This window comes from Rhodanobacteraceae bacterium, from assembly GCA_016713135.1.
GTDB lineage: Bacteria > Pseudomonadota > Gammaproteobacteria > Xanthomonadales > SZUA-5 > JADKFD01.
The window spans coordinates 21,856-38,848 of sequence record JADJPR010000016.1 but is presented as its reverse complement, the minus strand read 5'-3'; the positions used below and the strand labels follow the sequence as shown (position 1 = coordinate 38,848).

Sequence of the window (16,993 nt, the reverse complement as noted above, 5' to 3'; positions counted from 1 at the left end):
CAGAGGCACCGCTCCCTCGCTGACTGAGGGAGGTGGCTCCGCTGGCGATTTCGCGGGTTGCGCCGCGCGTCGCCTGTGATCGTCTGCTTGTCGCTGTCGCTTGTCGCTTGTCGCTTGTCGCTTGTCGCTGTCGCTGTCGCTGTCGCTGTCGCTGTCTGATTTGCTCTCTGTGGGAGCGGGCTCCGCCCGCGAGCTTTTTGCTGTTGCCTGTGTCTTTTCGCTTCTTCTTGAAGTCTTGAAGAGCAAGAGCGTTTCGGCCTGGCGGCCGAGTCACTTCTTTCTGTTTGCCCAGAAAGAAGTAACCAAGAAAGAGGGCACCCCGCGTCCGCGCCGGCCGCGCATCCGGCGCGCCCGGTTCCCTGCGGTGCTCGCCGGATCAAGGCCGCTGCGCAACTCGCACGTCCCTGTGCTCGAACATGCTCGCTTTCCCCTTGATCCAGCTCCGCTCCTCGGCGCTCCCGAGGGGCCCCGGGTTCCTTCGACCCGGCTTCCTGCCTGGTCTTCGAGGCGAGCTTCCTGATCGATTTGCTCGACAGGAATCGAGGGCGAAGCGAAAGCAGCGGAACAAGCTCCGCTCTACGGGCTTCGGCTTCGCTTTGGCTTCGCTGTTGGCTCTGGCTTCCTTCCGCTCAAGACCCGCAAGCCGGCTGATTCACCCCTCCTCAAGAACCAGGCAGGAAGCCGGGTCGAAGGGAAAATGGGGCCCCTCGGGAGCGCCGAGGAGCGGAGCGAAGCGCAGGGGAAAGCGAGCATGTCCGAGCACAGGGACGTGCGAGTTGCGCAGCGGCCTGCGCTTCGTGAGCACCGCAGGGAACCTCGTGTGCACGACGCACACGAGGCGCGGACGCGGGGTGGCCTTTCTTTTGGTGACTTTTCTTTGGCCACTCAAAGAAAAGACACTCGGCCGTCAGGCCGAAACGCTCTTGCTCTTGAAGCCAGAAGCCAAAAGCCAGAAGGCAAAAAGCCAAGAGCCAAGAGCCAGAAGCCAGAAGCCAGAAGCCAAAAGCCAGAAGGCAAAAAGCCAAGAGCCAGAGCCAGAAGCCAAGAGCCAAAAGCCCAGGTCAGCGGCGCGCCCTGCGCCTCAGTGCGCCCGGGCCATCCCGAGCAGCCGCGACGGGAGCAACTTGATCCGTTGCATCAGGCTCCCGGCCAGCCAGGACGGCAACTGCGATTCGGCGCGCGGGGCGACGATGAAGCGGCGGGTGGCGGCGGGGTTTTGCTTGAGCTGCCAGTAGCGGCCCACCGCCGCGTCCACCGACAACCGGCACGAACCCATGCGCACGGGTTTGAGCAGCAGGCGGAATACCTGGCCCTCGTTGATCAGGTCGATCGCCGTGTTGGCATTGGCGCGGTCGGTGACGACCACGGTGGCGATGTGCGGGTGGTATTGCTTGAGCGCCTTGATCAGGGCGGTCAGGTCGCCGTGCTGACCGGCGGTCTCGGAGATCACCACGCCGGTCTCGTGTTTCTCCAGGACCTGCAGCGCGCGTTCGGGCGACGAGGCGAAGCGCACCTGGTAGTGCGGTTGCAGGATCTCGCGCATGCGCTGCTGCACTTCGGGGTCGTCCTCGATCACCAGGATGCCGACCTCGCGGCGCGCCTGTTCGCGGCTGACGTCGTCGATCGCCTTGTCGGTCAGCACCGGTGTGTCGCGCGCGATCTTCGCCGCCATCTGCACGGTGCTGCGCAGCTCCTGGTTGTCCCAGGGCTTGTTGATGTAGCGGAAGACCTCGCCTTCGTTGACCGAGCCGAGCACCGCGCTCAGGTCGGCATAGCCGGTCAGCAGGATGCGCATCGCGCGCGGGTGGGCCAGGCGGATCTCGCGCAGCACCTCGATGCCCTGCATCTTGGGCATGCGCTGGTCGCACACGATCACGTCCACGTCGTGCTCGGCGGCCCAGCGGATCGCCTCGCTCGGTTCGGTGGTGGTGTGCACGTCCATGTCGCGGAACAGTGCCTTCAAGGCGCGCAGGATGCGGGCCTCGTCGTCGATGCACAGCACTCTGATGCGCGGTTCGGACATTTCATCAGCCCTGCTGCTTCAGCAGCGCATGGTCGATGGGAAAGCTAATGGTAAACGTGCTGCCTTTCTTTGGCGCAGTTCGCACCTTGATCGTGCCGCCGTGGCTCTGCACGATCTTGTGCACGATGGACAGGCCAAGCCCGGTGCCTTCGCCGACCGGCTTGGTGGTGAAGAAGGGGTCGAAGATCTTCGGCAGCACATCGTCCGGAATGCCACTGCCGGTGTCGCTGATGTCGATCTCGACCTGGTCGCCTGAGCGGCGCGAGGCCACCGTCAGCTTGCCGCTGTCGCCCATCGCCTGCGCCGCATTGGTGATCAGGTTCAGCAGCACCTGGTTGATCTGCGAGGCCACGCCGTTGATCTTCGGCAGCTGGCCGAGTTCCTTGACCACCTCGATGCGGTCGCGCAACTGGTGCGCGGCGATGGTCAGCGCACTCTCGATGCACTCGTTGAGGTCCAGCTGGTCCATGCCGTCGCGGTCGACCCGCGCGAAGCCCTTGAGGTTCTTCACCAGGTTGGCGATCTGCACCAGCCCGTCGACCGAATCCTTGAGCAGGTCGTCGCCATCGCGCAGGCGTTCGTCGCCGGACAGCGCGGCGCGTACCTTGGTCAGGGCGCGCCGCATCGGCTCGTGCATCTGCGGGTTCTTGAGGTCCACGCCGAGCATCATGTCGAAGCCCTGCATGCACTTGTCGACCAGTTGCCGGTGCTCGCCCAGCAGCTCGCGGACCACCTCGACATTGCTCTTGACGAAGCCGATAGGCGTGTTCATCTCATGCGCCACGCCGGCGATCATCTGGCCGAGCGAGGCGAGCTTGGTGGTGTGGATCACCTGGGCCTGCGACTGCTGCATCTTGTCGAGATCGGCGGCAGTGTCGGCCACCTTCTGTTGCGCAGCCGAAAGCTTCCTTTGCAGCACGCCGGCGTAGGCGCCCGTACCCAGGCAAGCCAACAGCAGGATGACCTCGACCATCATGCGAATCCCACTCCCCCAGACCTGCCCGATACCCGCTTGCGACCGCCCCCGACGGGTCCAAGGATGCTACTGGAGCGTGCGCCGCTGACTGTTTCGACTGTCGCAGAATGGACCTGAATTGACAATATGCGTCACTGAGAGCCCACACGCATTCCCGCATGGTCGCGGGACAGTGACTCCATCGGAGACATTGCTGACGCATTTGCGCATAGTCCGGTCACGCGACTTTCTCCGGAGCCCGGAATGACCGCAGATCCCACGCCACCGGTCGCTGGCATCCCGCCGGTGGGCCCGCGCGGATGAATGCGCGCGACGCCCTGTTGTGCGCGGGGCCGTTGCTGGCCCTCGCGCTTGGCATGGCGGCCAGTGCGGCGGGTCATCCGCCGCCGTTCGCAATCACCGTGGGCCTGACCGGCTGGGTTGCCCTGTGGTGGCTGTTCGAGCCGATCCCCGCGCCGCACACGGCCTTGCTGCCGCTGGCGCTGCTGCCGCTGGTCGGCGTGCTGGATGCCAAGGGCGTGGCCGAGGCCTACGGCAATGAGGTGATCCTGCTGCTCGGCGGCGGCTTCATGCTGTCGGCGGCGATCGAACGCAACGGCGCGCACCGGCGCCTTGCGCTGTGGATGCTCAGGCTGACCGGCGGGCAGAACGGGCGCCATGTGCTTTGGGGTTTCGTGCTTGCCTCGGGCCTGCTCAGCATGTGGATCTCCAACACCGCGACCACCTTGCTGCTGATCCCCGTGGCGCTGGCGATCCTCAAGGACTACCCCGATCCACGCCTGGCCGCGCCTCTGGTGCTCGGCATCGCCTACGCCGCCAGCTTTGGCGGGCTCGGCACCCCGATCGGCACGCCGCCGAACCTGATCTTCCGCTCGGTCTACGAACAGACCACCGGGGTCGAGATCAGCTTCGTCGACTGGTTCGTCTACGGGCTGCCGATCGTCGTGATCACCTTGCCGGTGCTGGCGCTGTGGCTGGGGCGCGGCCTGCGTGGACTGCCGGCGGCCACCCTGCCGGCGCTGCCGCCGATCGATGCCGGCGAGCGCCGCGTGCTCGCCGTATTCGGCATTGTCGCCCTGGCCTGGATCTTCCGCACCGATCCCTGGGGCGGCTGGAAGACCTGGCTGGGACTGCCGGGCGGCTCCGATGCCAGCGTCGCCCTGCTCGGCGCCCTGGCGATGGGCCTGGTGCCGGACGGCAAGGGTGGCCGCCTGCTCGACTGGGAGACCGCCGAGCGCATCCCCTGGGGCACGCTGGTGCTGTTCGGTGGCGGCATCGCGCTGGCCAGCGCTTTCGGCAGCTCCGGCGTCAGCGCCTGGGTCGCCGAGCGCCTGGTGCTGCTGCGCGATCTGCCGCTGCCGCTGATGCTGTTCGGCCTGTGCCTCGGCGTGACCCTGCTCAGCGAGATCGCCAGCAACACCGCGGCCGCCGCGCTGCTGATGCCGATCCTTGCCGCCGCCGCGGCCGCCGCGAACGTCGACCCTTTGCTGTTCATGCTCCCCGCCGCGCTCGCCGCCAGCCTGGGCTTCATGCTCCCGGTCGCCACCGCGCCCAATGCCATCGCCTACGGCACCGGGATGGCCGACAACCGCCGCATGCTGCGCGAAGGCTGGTTCCTCGATCTGGTCGGCGTGGCGGCGGTGGTGGGCGTGGTGTGGGGGGTGTTTGTGTGGAAGCAGTGAAAGGTGAAAGTGAAAAGTGAAAAGGAAGCATAGAGCGCCCACGCTTTCACTTTTTACCTTTCACTTTTCACTCTGCTTGCCTCAACCGCCCCGCAGCGCCTCGTTGTACACCTTCACCACATACCCCAGCGGCGCGTGGTCGACTAGTTCGATCGGGGTCAGGGCAGCCAGGCCGCTGCGCAGATGGGTCTGCAGTTGCGCGAAGTAGTCGCGCATGCGCTGGCCGTAGTCGCGGTGGCGCTCGGGGTTGAGGTGGCGCAGCTGGCCGGCGTGGCGATAGCCGAGCGCCTCGGGCGGCATGTCGGGGACCAGGTCGCTCGCGTTGACGATGCGCAGCAGTGGCAGGGTGTCCAGATGGCGTGCGAGGTCGGCATCGCCCACGCGTGGCTGGCCATAGGTCAGCGTGCCCGCGAGCGTTGCCGCCTCGGCGACCCGCGCCGCGGCCAGCGCCGCCAGTGCGCCGCCCAGGCTGTGGCCGCAGCACCACCAGCGCGGCGCTTGGCGCAGCACCGGCGCCAAGTCCGCCCACAGCGAATCGAGGGCCTGCTGGAAGCCCTGGTGGACACGCCCGCCGAGCGCGCACGGCACCTGCTTCACCCGCGCGTCGGTCCACCAGTCGCGGGCGACGGCACCGAGCTTGCGCACCGGATCGCCCGGCTTGAGCGCCTCGGTCCCACGGAAGGCCAGGATGCCGTGATCGGCGCCGATGGCCGCATAGGCCACCCCGCCGCTGGCGCGGTGGCGCACCTGGTAGACGCGATAACCCAGCCCCGCCAGCGCCTGCTCCACCGGCCCGGCGCGCTCATAGGCCAGCAGCGCGTGCTCCGCCAGCCACCACGCCAGTCGCGCATCGCCCAGGCCCGTGCCCGTGTCGAAAACCCAGCCCGCCGGCGCATCGAAATAGCGGAAACCCGGGATCGGCGGGTACAGGTTGGTGAGCGTGGGTGCGGGGAGGGGGCGCATGGCGGTGCAGCGGGCAAGCAAGAAGGCAAGAGTCAAACGTGAAACGTGAAACGTCAATCTGGCGGGGCTCTGGTTGACATTTCACGTTTTACGTTTCACCCAATCCTGGCGCGAATCGAGTGCAGACCACTCACGACTCCCCTCACACCCGCGACACGCGCCACCCGACCATCCGCCCGTCCCGGTACGGCATCACGCCGTGGAAGGGGCGGGGATCGGTGTCGAACACCAGCGGCAGGAACTGGCGGTCGCCTTCCCACAGCGGCAGCTCGCCGATGCGCCCGATCTCGATCCATTCGAGGCTGCCCTCGGGATTCCGGGCGGGCGGTTGGCCGGTGAACGCGGTGATCAGGAAGATGAAGCCGAACCAGTCCTCGCCGTGCTTGCCAAAGCCGGGCCAGGAAATGGTGCCGCGCAACTGCAGTTCATCGCACTGCAGCCCGGCTTCCTCGTGGATCTCACGGCGCATGCCGGCGACCACGTCCTCATCGGGCTCCAGCTTGCCGCCGAGGCCGTTGTACTTGCCGAGGTGGGCGTCGTCGGCGCGCGCGTTGCGATGGACCAGCAGCACGCGCTGCCGGTCCGGCGACAGCACATAACCCAGCGTCGCCAGGATCGGCGTGTACGGCATCTACCAGTGTCCTTTCCCGCAAGTCACATCGAATGGTTCCGGCGTCTTTCGCCGCGATACTGCGTTGCTCGTCGTCGCGCCGAACCCACGCTGGCCTGCGACCCCGGCCCGCAACAAGTTGCGAGCGTTCAAGCCGGCGCGCGGCATGCCGCGCAAGCCGCCGGCTCTCACCCTCGCGCCTTGTCTCGCGACGAAATCCATCCGGAACTTCTTCGCGCTACTTGCGGGACAGGACACTAGCGGCCGTCCGCGCGCCGCGGGCGGTTGTGGCGCTGCTGACCGCCGCGGCCTTGTTGCGGGCCGCGATGCGCACCGCGCGGGCCACCGCCGCCGCCGCCACTGCTGCCGCCACCGCCGCCACCGCGGCGGCCTTGCGGCGGACCCTGGAACTGGCGGCGCGGCGCCTCTTCGACATTGCCGTCCTGCGCGTAGGTCCACGACGGACGGCCGCCGTCCGGGCCGAGGATGCTCCACTGGTCGCGGTAATCGTCCGGCTGGCGCTCGTCGTAGATATTGAACTCGCCCTCGGCGCCGATCACCACCGGCGCGAAGGGATCACGGCGACGCCCGCGACGGCCGAAGCCGCCCGTGTCGTACTGCGAAGGCGGCGGCGAGGCCAGCGAGTTGCCGGGACCTGGGCGGTCTTCTTCCTCGTAATCCGGCAACGGCTTGGGCGGCGGCAGCGCGCGGTTGCCGATCTCCGGCTTCTCCGCCCGCTCCACCTTCTCCTTGCGCGGACGCTCCGGCTTCGGCGGTCGGTCGTTGCGCGGGCGCTCATCCCGTTGCGGCTGCATCGGCGCATCGGCCACAAGTTCTTCGACTGGCACCAGCGCGGGCGCGGCGTTGGGCATCGCCTCGCCCTCGGGGCGGTCGCGCTGCTCGCCGCGGCCGTGGCGATCGCGACGGTTGCGGCGGTTGCGGCCCTCGCGGTTCTCGCGGCGGGGGGCGCCCTGGGGCCCCTGACCCTGGGCCTGCGCCGGCGCAGCGGCTGAAGCCCCTTGCGGCGCGCCGTCTCCCGACTCGCCATCCGTGCGTTGCGGCGGATCGCGCTCGGGATCGAAGGGCTCGGGCGCCTCGAAACCGGGCAGCGGGGACAGGTCGATCAGTTGCGACAGCAGATCGCGCACGCCGCGGTACTGTGGCGATTCTTCCTGCGTGATCAGGGTCAGCGACAGGCCGGCTTGGTCCGCACTGCCGGTGCGCAGCACGCGCTGCACGTAGTCGTCCGGGATATGCGGCAAATCGTAGCCGATGATCCGCGGCAGCCCGGTGAAATCGAGCATGCGCGCGGCGATGTCGGTGATCACCAGCGCCTGCAACTCGCCCGACTTGAAGCCGGCCAGCGCGCGTGCGCGCGCGCCGCCGCTCTTGTCGCCATGAATCGCCGCCGCCTTGAGGCCGCAACGCTCCAGGTGGCGCGCAATCTTGTCGGCGCCATGCTTGGTGCGGGTGTAGATCAGCGTGGGCTGGTCCGGGGTCTGCGCCAGCAGATACTGCAGCGCGTCACGCTTGCGGCCCAGGGCCACCGGATGCACGCGGTGGATGATCGGGTGCGGCAGGGTCACGCGCTGCCTGGGCGCAGACGGGACTGCGACCGGCGGCGCCGCTTCGACCGGCGTCGGCTCGGCCGCATTCGTCTGGGGCAACTCGGCATCGACTACCACGACTGGCGTGCTCGCCAGCGGGACGGATTCCGGCGGCGGCAAGGGCGCGGGCGCCATCGCCAATGCAAGTTGCGCCGACTCGACCGTCGCTTCGGCGACCACCTTGGGCTTGCGCACCAGGGTCTTGCGCGTGCGCGGCGCGGCCGGGGCGCTGGCCTCGACAGCAGGCTCGATCACCGCGGGCGCTGCAGCGGCCGGGATGTTGGCCTCGACAGCAGCCGCGATCTCTGCGGGCGCTTCGGCGGCCGGCGCCTGCGCGACCGCGGCCTCGGCGACCACGGCTGCCGCCGCCTTGGGCTTGCGCACCGCAGGCTTGCGCGTGCGCTTGGCTGGCGCTGCGGCCTCGGCCGCGGTGGACGAATCGGAATCGGTGGACATGGACGCGGACGGCTGCCCGAGTTGGTCGGAACTCATCAAGCGAAGACTCCCTTGGTCCCCACGGCGCGCCGCATGATTGCGTGCCGATGAGGGTCAGCTTCGGGCGTTCCCGGATCCAGCGCCCTGAGCCTGTCAATCAACTGAGAAATGCGGACGGCGTCATCGCGACGCGCTTGGGGTCCGACTCACGCACACCGCAGGACGGCGCCATTCCAAAAGGCCCCAGGCCCTTCATCCGGAATCGCGCAATCGGGATCGCCCCGACGGACAACAGCGTGAACCCTTGGAACTGTACGCGATCAATCGTGGGATGTCACGGGTGGTGGCGCTGATAGCCAGGCGGCTGCAGCGAACTCGCGGACGGTTGTTGGTTATTGGTTGTTGGTTGTCGGCAGCAAGCCCGGCGTGCCGGAACCCAGTGGGAGCGGCTTCAGCCGCGATCTGTTGCTGGCGGCCCGGGAAATGATCGCCGACAGAGTCGGCTCCCACCGAAGATTATCTAAGTTCATGAAATACAAGACATTTTCCGCAAAGGACGCCAAGGACGCAAAGTAGAGCCAAATCCACAGGCGGATACGGGCGCATGGCGGCTTTGCGCAACCCAAGACGCTCTTGCCTTCTTAGCGTCCTTTGCGGACAAAAAACAGGCACCAGTCCGCGACAGTTCGATGCGCGAACAAGCGCGCCGGCAGGGGCGACCGGAACTCCCACAGGAGCCGCGGCCTGCGCGCTCAGCTGCCAACAACCAACAACCAAAATCCCGCCCAGCACACAAGCCGCCCTCACTCAATCCGCCGCCCGCACCAGTTCCAGCACGGCCTCTCCATAGCGCTCGAGCTTGCGTGCGCCGACGCCCTGCACCTCGCCGAGCTGCGTCAGGGTGTAGGGGCGCTCGCTGGCGATGGCGCGCAGGGTGGCGTCGTGGAAGATCACGTAGGCGGGCACGTTCTGCTCGCGTGCCAGCTTGCCGCGCAGCTCGCGCAGGCGCTCGAAAAGGCTGTCGTCGGCCGGGTGGGCGGAGACGCTGAAGCGGGTTTTCGGCGCTTTCTTCTTCTCGCGCTCGCGGCGCAGCCACAGCTCGGTCTGGCCGCGCAGCAGCGGGCGCGCCGCGGTGGCCAGGCGCAAAGAGCCGTAGCTGCCGGGTTCCACGTCGAGCAGGCCGCCGGCGACCAGTTGGCGGAACACGCCCTTCCACTGGCGCTCGTCCAGCTCGGTGCCGACGCCGAAGGTCGACAGCTTGGTGTGACCGAGGTCGACCACGCGTTCGGTCTCGTGACCGAGCAGCACATCGGTCAGGTGGCTGACGCCGAAGCGCTGGCCGGTGCGGTAGACACAGGACAGCGCTTTCTGCGCGGCCTCGGTGGCGTTCCAGGTTTCGGGCGGCTCCAGGCAGTTGTCGCAGTTGCCGCACTGGCCCGGGTGCTGCTCGCCGAAGTAGCCCAGCAGCACCTGGCGCCGGCAGCGCACGCTCTCGCAGTAGGCGAGCAGCGCGTCGAGCTTGCTGCGTTCCAGCCGCTTGCGCTCGTCGCCGGCCTCGGAGTTGTCGATCATCTGGCGCAGCAGCACCACATCGCCCAGGCCATAGACCATCCAGGCTTCGGCCGGGTCGCCATCGCGCCCGGCGCGGCCGGTTTCCTGGTAGTAGCCTTCCATCGACTTGGGCAGGTCCATGTGCGCGACGAAGCGCACATCCGGCTTGTCGATGCCCATGCCGAAGGCGATCGTAGCCACCATCACCACGCCGTCCTCGCGCAGGAAGCGGGTCTGGTTGTGCGCACGCACGCTGGCGTCCATGCCGGCGTGGTAGGCCAGCGCATGGATGCCCTCGGCGCGCAGGAACTCGGCCGTCTCGTCCACCTTGCGCCGCGACAGCGCGTAGACGATGCCCGACTGGCCCGGCCGTCCGCGCAGGAAGCTGAGCAACTGCTTGCGCCCGTCGCGCTTTTCCTCGACGCGGTAGCGGATGTTCGGGCGGTCGAAGGAGCTGACGAACTGGCGCGCCTCGTGCAGCGCCAGGCGCTCGACGATCTCGGCGCGGGTTGGCGCGTCGGCGGTTGCGGTCAGCGCGATCCGCGGCACCTGCGGCCAGCGCTCGTGCAGCACCGTCAGCTGGCGGTACTCCGGGCGGAAGTCGTGCCCCCACTGCGACACGCAGTGCGCCTCGTCGATCGCGAACAGCGCCAGCGAGGCGCGCTCCAGCAGGCCGAGGAAGCGCGCTGTCAGCAAGCGCTCGGGCGCGACGTACAGCAGGTCCAGTTCACCCTCGACCAGCTGGCGCTCGACATCCAGCGCGCTGCCGGCATCCAGCGTCGAGTTCAGGAAGGCCGCGCGCACCCCGAGCTGGGTCAGTGCCGCGACCTGGTCCTGCATCAGCGCGATCAGCGGCGACACCACGATGGTGGTGCCCCGCCGCCGCAACAGCGCCGGCACCTGGTAGCACAGCGACTTGCCTCCGCCCGTGGGCATGAGCACCAGCGCATCCCCGCCCGCCACGACGTGCTCGACGATCTCCCGCTGCGGACCGCGGAAATCGTCGAAGCCGAAGACCCGGCGGAGGAGCTGGCGCGGGGAGTCGGTCATGGTGAGAGGCGGGAAGCGGGGCAGGGGGCAAGGGGCAGGGGACCCACGCTGGGGCATGGGCGCAATATTCGGCGAGGCTTGGTTCTGCCGCACGGACCGGAAAGACGACAGGCCTGGTCCCCTTGCCCCCTGCCCCTCGCCCCGCTCTTGCTTCTCGCCCTCACGTCCGCTCCCGGCTCGCCAGGTTGCCGATCACCAGCGCGCCGAGCACCAGCGCCGCGGCGAGGTAGAAGGCCACGCCCGGGAGGTTCCAGCCGCGGGCAGGGTCGATGCCGGCGGCGTAGATGTGGGTGAAGACGTAGGGGCCGATGATCCCGGCGACCGCGCCGAGGCTGGCTACCGCGCCCTGCAGTCGGCCCTGCTCGGTGGGGTCGATCTGGCGCGTCATCAGCGCCTGCACCGAGGGGCCGGCCAGTCCCCACAGGGCCAGCAGCGGCATCACCGCCCACAGCCACGGGCCGGTCGGCGCCCAGCCATAGCCGATGAAGCCGACCACCGCGAAGCCGAATCCGGCCAGCAGCGCGCGGCGCTCGCCGATGCGCGGGATCAGGCGACGCACCAGCACCGCCTGCACCAGCGCCGAGAGCACGCCAACGAAAGCGAGGGTGAAGCCGATATCGCGCTCGTTCCAGCCGTAGCGGTGTCCGGCATAGAGCACGAAGGTCGCCGGAAACACCACGTGCGCCAACACCGAGAGGAAGCTCGCGGCGGCCAGTCCGAACACCTGCGGGAACTGCTTCAGCCACAGCAGCGAGCCGACCGGATTGGCGCGCTTCCACTCGAAACGGTGATGGCGCCTGGCCGGGAGCGACTCTGGCAGGACGAAGTAGCCGTACAGGAAGTTCAGCAGCGACAGCGCAGCCGCGACCCAGAACGGCAGGCGCGGATCGACGCTGCCCAGGAGCCCGCCGACCGCCGGCCCGATGACGAATCCCAGCCCGAAGGCCGCGCCGAGCATGCCGAAGCTCGCCGCACGCCTTTCGGGCGGCGTGACATCCGCGATATAGGCATTCGCGGTGGCGATGCTCGCCGAGGTGATGCCGCCGATGATGCGTCCGAGGAACAGCAGCGGCAGGGTCTGCGCCAGCGCCATCAGGATGTAATCGAGGCCGAGGCCCAGGTTGCTCAACAGGATCACCGGCCGGCGCCCGAAGCGGTCCGACAGCGCGCCCAGCAGCGGCGAGGCGAGGAACTGCATCAGCGCAAACACGGTGACGAACCAGCCGTACACCGCGGCGCCTTCGGCCGCATTCGGGAAGAAGCCGGCGATCAGCGGCGGCAGCACCGGGATGATCAGCCCGATCGCCAGGATGTCCAGCGCCACGGTGACGAAGATGAAGATCAGCGCGGCCTGGCGCGGCGCGGCGTGGGCGGTCACGGTGGGAAGGAATGGCGGGCAACGAGGGCGCGCAGGATAGCGCGGCAGGTGCCGACCTGTGCGACGAGCCAAGCAGGCGAATGACCTGGAACACTCCGGGCAGGCCGCAGAGGTGCGATCCACGGCAACCGCAAGTCCGCGCCCAGGCGGCGCGCGAGCTGCCACCTGAGCACGCTGCAGGGTGCCGTCGCTACCTAGTGTGGTGTTCCGTAATTACCTTGAATTATTTCCGCGCCTTTTGCGCCGATGCGGCGTTGCTCGTCGTCGCCATAGCCCTGCTATGACTCCTCCTCTCGCCTTGCCTCGCCGCAAAATTCATCGGAAATTTCTTCAACTTAATTACGGAACACCACACTAGTGTCCTGTCCCGCAAATACCATCGAATGGTTCCGGCGTCTTTCGCCGCAATCCGTCTCCTCGCCATAGAACCACAGCTTCCTCCGCCTTGTCTTCGACGAAACCATGGAACTTCTTCGCGGATGCGGGACAGGACACTAGTTCAGCCGCTCCGGCGCCCCGTGGCACTTCTTGTACTTCTTGCCGCTGCCGCAGGGACAGGGATCGTTGCGCCCGGGCAGGGCTTCGACGCGCTTGGGTTCGCGGGCGATGGCGCCGCCGCTGGCGGTCCAGAAAATGCCGAGTTCGGCGATGCACTCGGGCAGTTCGGCGATCAGGCCCATGCGCTCCTCGAAACCGAGCCTGCTCAGGCGCTTCTCCAGCGAGTGGCCCTTGGCCAGCGCCTCGAAGGGCGCCAGCCAGTGCTTCGCCTGCGGGTCCATCAGCAGCAGCTTGGCCGAGCGCGGGAAGTCCTCGATGGCGGCGAGGAAGCCCTTGGCGAAGTCCTGGCCGTAGGGGCGCTCGGGATGGTCCGCCGGGTCGCCGTCGATCGGGAAATCGATGAAGGGATGGCACAGCGGGTCGGTCGGCTCGGCCTTGCGCGACAGGCGTTCGCTGATCGCATTCCAGTAGCCCATCAGCGCCATCATCACTTCGCGCGCGTCCTCCACGTCCTCCCAGACCTTGTCCGGGCCGAGGATGCGCACCAGGCTGTCGAAGGGCGAGACCTCCAGCATCGCGGCGCGCTGGGCGCTCCAGAAGCCGTCGAGGAACTCGAGGTTCATGCCGCCGGCCGGTACCGCATGCTGCTGCAGCAACTCGGCCAGGTGGTCGGCTTCGGCGTACTTCTGGTTGGCCAGGCCATCGGCGAGGTCGATCTCGATCTGAGCCGACACCTCCTGCGCCTGCTCGCGGTGACGCCGCCACAACTGGTGCAGCAGCACCGGGATCAGGCCGATCAAACGGTTCTCGTCCAGCGGCTCCACCAACGGCTGGCTGGCGGCCTTTTCGCGCAATGCAGCTTCCAGCGCAAGGAAACCGGCATCCTCGGGCGCGGCGGCGCTCGGCGCCATCGCCGGCAGCGCATCCAGCGGGCCCTCGGCGCCCTGGGCGTCGTCGGCCGCCGTCCACAGCGCGTACAGCCAGCGCGCCAGCGGCGGCTCGGCATCGATCGCACGGCGCCAGTCGTCCGCCTGCAGCGACAGCGCGTAGCGGAAGCCGCTCAGCCAGGTCTCGGCGAAGGCGAAATCGAAGTCCTCGCCGTCGCCAAAATCCTCCTCGTCGTCGGCGCCGATGAACTCGGGCTCGTCGTCGCTGCCGATGTCGGCGATGTCGTCGTCGTCCGAGTCGGATGTGGGATCGTCGAACGCGTCCTCGTCCTCGTCCTCGTCGCCGTCGTCGAGCGGGCCGCCTTCGGCGTAGGGGTTGTCGTCGTCGGAGTCGTCATCCACCTCCGCGATGTCGTTGTCTTCGGGAACCGCGGCATCAGGATCGAAGTCCGGATCGTCGTCTTCGTACCCGTCGTCCTCGTCGGCGAAGGAGCTTTCCAGCGGCGGCACCGCCTCCGGGCCCAGTTCGTAGGGGTCCAGCGCCACGCGCGCCTGCACCATGGCGTAGTAGCGCTCGATCAGCGCCCGCGCGCGGGCCGGCTCGTGATCGGCCTCCCACTCGGGTTCGGGGCCGAACAGCGCGCCCCACCAGCGCTCCAGCGTGGTCGGCTGCGGCGCCACCGCGAGCGCTGACAGGAAACCGTCGAGCTCGCCGAAATCGAGCATGCCGCCGTCGAAGGACAGCATCAGTTCGCTCAGTTCATCCGCCTCTTCGGGGGTGAACAGCGGCGCCAGCGGCGAGGGCGGATCGGTTTCGAGCAATTCAGTCACGACAGCGTTTCCAGCAGGAGATCAGTAGGCGAATTCGCGGAATACGCGATCGATGTTGCCGCCCCAGGCGCCATGGTACAGCGCCAGCTTGCGGTCGGCCGGGGAGATCCCGGCGGCGGCGAATTCCAGCAGCGGATCGAGGTAGATGCGCTCGTCCATGCCGTTGCGGTTCAAGCGGTTGCGCCGGCGCAGGCCCTCGGCGCTGATCGCCAGCGCGCGCTCGGCCACGGCGCGCAGGTGCTCGCCGCGGTGCAGGGTGCGCAGGCCTTGGCGCGGCACGCTGTCGCGCAGGTGGTGGCGCTCTTCCAGGGTCCAGTCGCGGCACAGGTCCCAGGCGGCATCCAGCGCGGCCTGGTCGTACAGCAGGCCCACCCAGAAGGCCGGAAGCGCGCAGATGCGGTTCCACGGGCCGCTGTCGGCGCCGCGCATTTCGAGATAGCGCTTGAGGCGCACCTCGGGGAAGGCAGTGGTCAGGTGGTCGGCCCAGTCGGTCAGTGTCGGGCGCTCGCCTTCGAGCGCGGGCAGGCGTCCGCCGAGGAAATCGCGGAAGCTCATGCCGAGCGCGTCGATGTACTTGCCGTCGCGGTAGACGAAGTACATCGGCACATCGAGCATGTAATCGACATAGCGCTCGTAGCCGAAGCCGTCCTCGAACACGAAATCGAGCAAGCCGGTGCGGTCGGGGTCGGTGTCGGTCCAGACGTGCGAGCGGTAGCTCTGGAATCCGTTGGGCACGCCGTCGGTGAAGGGCGAATCTGCGAACAGCGCGGTGGCGATGGGCTGCAGTGCCAGCGACACGCGGAACTTCTTCACCATGTCGGCTTCGGAGCCGACATCCAGGTTCACCTGTACGGTGCAGGTACGCGTCATCATGTCCAGGCCGAGCTTCCCGCGGGTGGGCATGTAGGCGCGCATCAGGCCGTAGCGGCCCTTGGGCATCCACGGCATGTCCTCGCGCCGCCACTTGGGCTGGAAACCCATGCCGAGGAAGCCGAGTTCCAGCTCGTCCGCCACGCTGCGCACCTCGCGCAGATGGCACTCCACCTCGCAGCAGGTCTGGTGGATGGTTTCGAGCTGCCCGCCGGACAGTTCCAGCTGGCCGGCCGGCTCCAGCGTGATCGAGCCCGAGCCCTGGCGGGTCAGCGCGACCACATGGTCGCCGTCGAAGGCGCGGTCCCATCCGAAGCGATCAGCGATCCCGTTCAGCAGCGCACCGATCCCGCGCGGGCCTTCATAGGTCGGCGGGCGCAGGTCGTCGTTGCGGAAGCCGAACTTCTCGTGCTCGGTGCCGATCCGCCAGTCTTCCGGCTTGCGCGCACCGGCGGCCAGGTAGTCGACCAGCTCGCCGATGTCTTGGATCGGCGGCGCGTTCTTGCTGTCGGTGGGTGAGCTCAAGGGCGTGTCCGGGTAAAGCCAGACGGTGCAGCATGGGGGCGGCGCCGGAGCAACTCAATGGCAGGCGATGGGATCTGACGATTCCGGGCGACCGCGGCGCACCCGCCGCGCCCTGCCCCGCGTTCAGCCGCCGACCGGACGCGCGGGCAGGCTGCGCAAATGGGTCCAGATGGCGTGCAGCTCGGCATCGCTCATCTGCCCCAGGCTGCGCCAGGGCATGAAGTCGTCGACCGCGCGTCCGTCCGGACGCTTGCCGGTGCGCATGAAGGCGCGGAAATCGTCCTCGCTCCAGCGCCCGAGACCGGTCTCGTGCGGCGTCAGGTTACCCGGCGTCGGCACCTCGGGCGGCAATCCGGGTGCCGGGCCGCCGCTGAGCCCGGTGCCATGGCAGCCGGTGCACACCTGCGCGAGGTAGCCGCCGTGGGCCAGCGCGTCGTCCAACGGCGGTGCCGCTGCGCCCCGGCTGGCCTGCGCATGGTCGATGCGCGTGGCATCGGTGAGCGGCAGCATGCCCGCCAGGTGCAGGAGCTGACCGACCGGACCGATCCGGCTGGGCGGCTGGTTCCCGGGCTGCGGTGGCAGGGATTGCAGGTAGGCGTACAGCGCGCCGATGTCCGCATTCGACAGGAGCATGTAGTCGCGGGCGGGCATCAGCAGCAGCGGCCTGCCGTCCGCGCCCACCGCATGGCGGACCGCGTGCTCGAATTCTGCGAGGTCCAGCGCGGGCAGCGTGCCGCCGCGGGTCAGGTTGGGCGCGTACACCTGCATGACCGGCCCGGCATCCACCACCAGCGCCCCGCCCAGGGTGCTGCCGTGGCAGCCCGCGCAGCCGATGGTCTGCGCCAGGTGCGCGCCGCGCGCCACGGCGTCCGGTTCGCTGCTGCGGGTGAGTTCCAGCGCCGGCAATTCCCAGCGCTGCGCCAGGGTCTGCCGGGTGAGCCACCCGGCGTACAACATCAGCGCCCCCGCCAGCGCGACCAGCGCAAGGCAGACGATCGAAACGCGCCTGATCCAGGTTTTCATCGGGCTTGGCTCCAGAAATGGCCGCCGGAATGCGGCTCTGCTGGATGCATACGGAGTGGCGTGGAATTTCTTTCGCAGACTTCC

12 protein-coding genes are annotated in these 16,993 nt (G+C 68.3%); 2 read left to right on the top strand and 10 right to left on the bottom strand.

The genetic code is table 11. From position 1 onward, the window contains the following. Positions 1 to 121 precede the first annotated feature (121 nt). A complete protein-coding gene (locus IPK27_13045) occupies positions 122 to 520 on the top strand; it encodes a hypothetical protein (GenBank protein MBK8068508.1) in 399 nt (132 codons plus the stop codon). Between the two features lie 561 nt (positions 521 to 1,081). Here IPK27_13045 and IPK27_13040 read toward each other — a convergent pair. Next, a complete protein-coding gene (locus tag IPK27_13040; GenBank protein ID MBK8068507.1) occupies positions 1,082 to 2,023 on the bottom strand; it encodes a response regulator in 942 nt (313 codons plus the stop codon). Between the two features lie 4 nt (positions 2,024 to 2,027). Further along, a complete protein-coding gene (locus IPK27_13035; GenBank protein ID MBK8068506.1) occupies positions 2,028 to 2,996 on the bottom strand; it encodes an ATPase in 969 nt (322 codons plus the stop codon). A gap of 302 nt (positions 2,997 to 3,298) precedes the next feature. Between IPK27_13035 and IPK27_13030 the strand changes: the two genes are divergently transcribed. Then, positions 3,299 to 4,681 carry an SLC13/DASS family transporter gene (locus IPK27_13030; protein MBK8068505.1) on the top strand — a complete coding sequence of 461 codons (1,383 nt, stop codon included), beginning with the start codon at positions 3,299 to 3,301 and terminating at the stop codon, positions 4,679 to 4,681. A gap of 81 nt (positions 4,682 to 4,762) precedes the next feature. On the opposite strand, the gene IPK27_13025 is transcribed toward IPK27_13030, so the two are convergent. From IPK27_13025 to IPK27_12990, 8 genes are all read right to left on the bottom strand, one after another. Next, complete coding sequence (locus IPK27_13025; GenBank protein ID MBK8068504.1) at positions 4,763 to 5,644, bottom strand: lipase family protein; 882 nt, start codon at positions 5,642 to 5,644, stop codon at positions 4,763 to 4,765. Positions 5,645 to 5,786: 142 nt separating this feature from the next. After that, positions 5,787 to 6,275 (bottom strand): 8-oxo-dGTP diphosphatase, encoded by a 489-nt coding sequence (locus IPK27_13020; GenBank protein ID MBK8068503.1) that lies wholly within the window; start codon positions 6,273 to 6,275, stop codon positions 5,787 to 5,789. Positions 6,276 to 6,511: 236 nt separating this feature from the next. Continuing rightward, positions 6,512 to 8,317, bottom strand: coding sequence for a hypothetical protein (locus IPK27_13015; GenBank protein MBK8068502.1), 1,806 nt, complete (start codon positions 8,315 to 8,317; stop codon positions 6,512 to 6,514). A 786-nt stretch (positions 8,318 to 9,103) separates the two neighbouring features. Continuing rightward, a complete protein-coding gene (gene recQ / locus IPK27_13010) occupies positions 9,104 to 10,897 on the bottom strand; it encodes a DNA helicase RecQ (GenBank protein MBK8068501.1) in 1,794 nt (597 codons plus the stop codon). A gap of 160 nt (positions 10,898 to 11,057) precedes the next feature. Continuing rightward, a complete protein-coding gene (locus IPK27_13005; protein ID MBK8068500.1) occupies positions 11,058 to 12,275 on the bottom strand; it encodes a TCR/Tet family MFS transporter in 1,218 nt (405 codons plus the stop codon). Between the two features lie 494 nt (positions 12,276 to 12,769). Beyond that, positions 12,770 to 14,491, bottom strand: a complete 1,722-nt coding sequence (locus IPK27_13000) for a UPF0149 family protein (protein MBK8068499.1) — start codon at positions 14,489 to 14,491, stop codon at positions 12,770 to 12,772. A 21-nt stretch (positions 14,492 to 14,512) separates the two neighbouring features. After that, positions 14,513 to 15,886 (bottom strand): glutamate--cysteine ligase, encoded by a 1,374-nt coding sequence (locus IPK27_12995; GenBank protein MBK8068498.1) that lies wholly within the window; start codon positions 15,884 to 15,886, stop codon positions 14,513 to 14,515. A 123-nt stretch (positions 15,887 to 16,009) separates the two neighbouring features. Next, positions 16,010 to 16,909 carry a cytochrome c gene (locus tag IPK27_12990; protein ID MBK8068497.1) on the bottom strand — a complete coding sequence of 300 codons (900 nt, stop codon included), beginning with the start codon at positions 16,907 to 16,909 and terminating at the stop codon, positions 16,010 to 16,012. Between the last annotated feature and the right edge of the window lie 84 nt (positions 16,910 to 16,993).

Coding starts and splice junctions, on each gene's coding strand:
- IPK27_12990 (MBK8068497.1), bottom strand. CDS start 16,909: ATGAAAACCTGGATCAGGCGCGTTTCGATCGTCTGCCTTGCGCTGGTC.
- IPK27_13040 (MBK8068507.1), bottom strand. CDS start 2,023: ATGTCCGAACCGCGCATCAGAGTGCTGTGCATCGACGACGAGGCCCGC.
- IPK27_13030 (MBK8068505.1), top strand. CDS start 3,299: ATGAATGCGCGCGACGCCCTGTTGTGCGCGGGGCCGTTGCTGGCCCTC.
- IPK27_13020 (MBK8068503.1), bottom strand. CDS start 6,275: ATGCCGTACACGCCGATCCTGGCGACGCTGGGTTATGTGCTGTCGCCG.
- recQ (MBK8068501.1), bottom strand. CDS start 10,897: ATGACCGACTCCCCGCGCCAGCTCCTCCGCCGGGTCTTCGGCTTCGAC.
- IPK27_13035 (MBK8068506.1), bottom strand. CDS start 2,996: ATGGTCGAGGTCATCCTGCTGTTGGCTTGCCTGGGTACGGGCGCCTAC.
- IPK27_13015 (MBK8068502.1), bottom strand. CDS start 8,317: ATGTCCACCGATTCCGATTCGTCCACCGCGGCCGAGGCCGCAGCGCCA.
- IPK27_13025 (MBK8068504.1), bottom strand. CDS start 5,644: ATGCGCCCCCTCCCCGCACCCACGCTCACCAACCTGTACCCGCCGATC.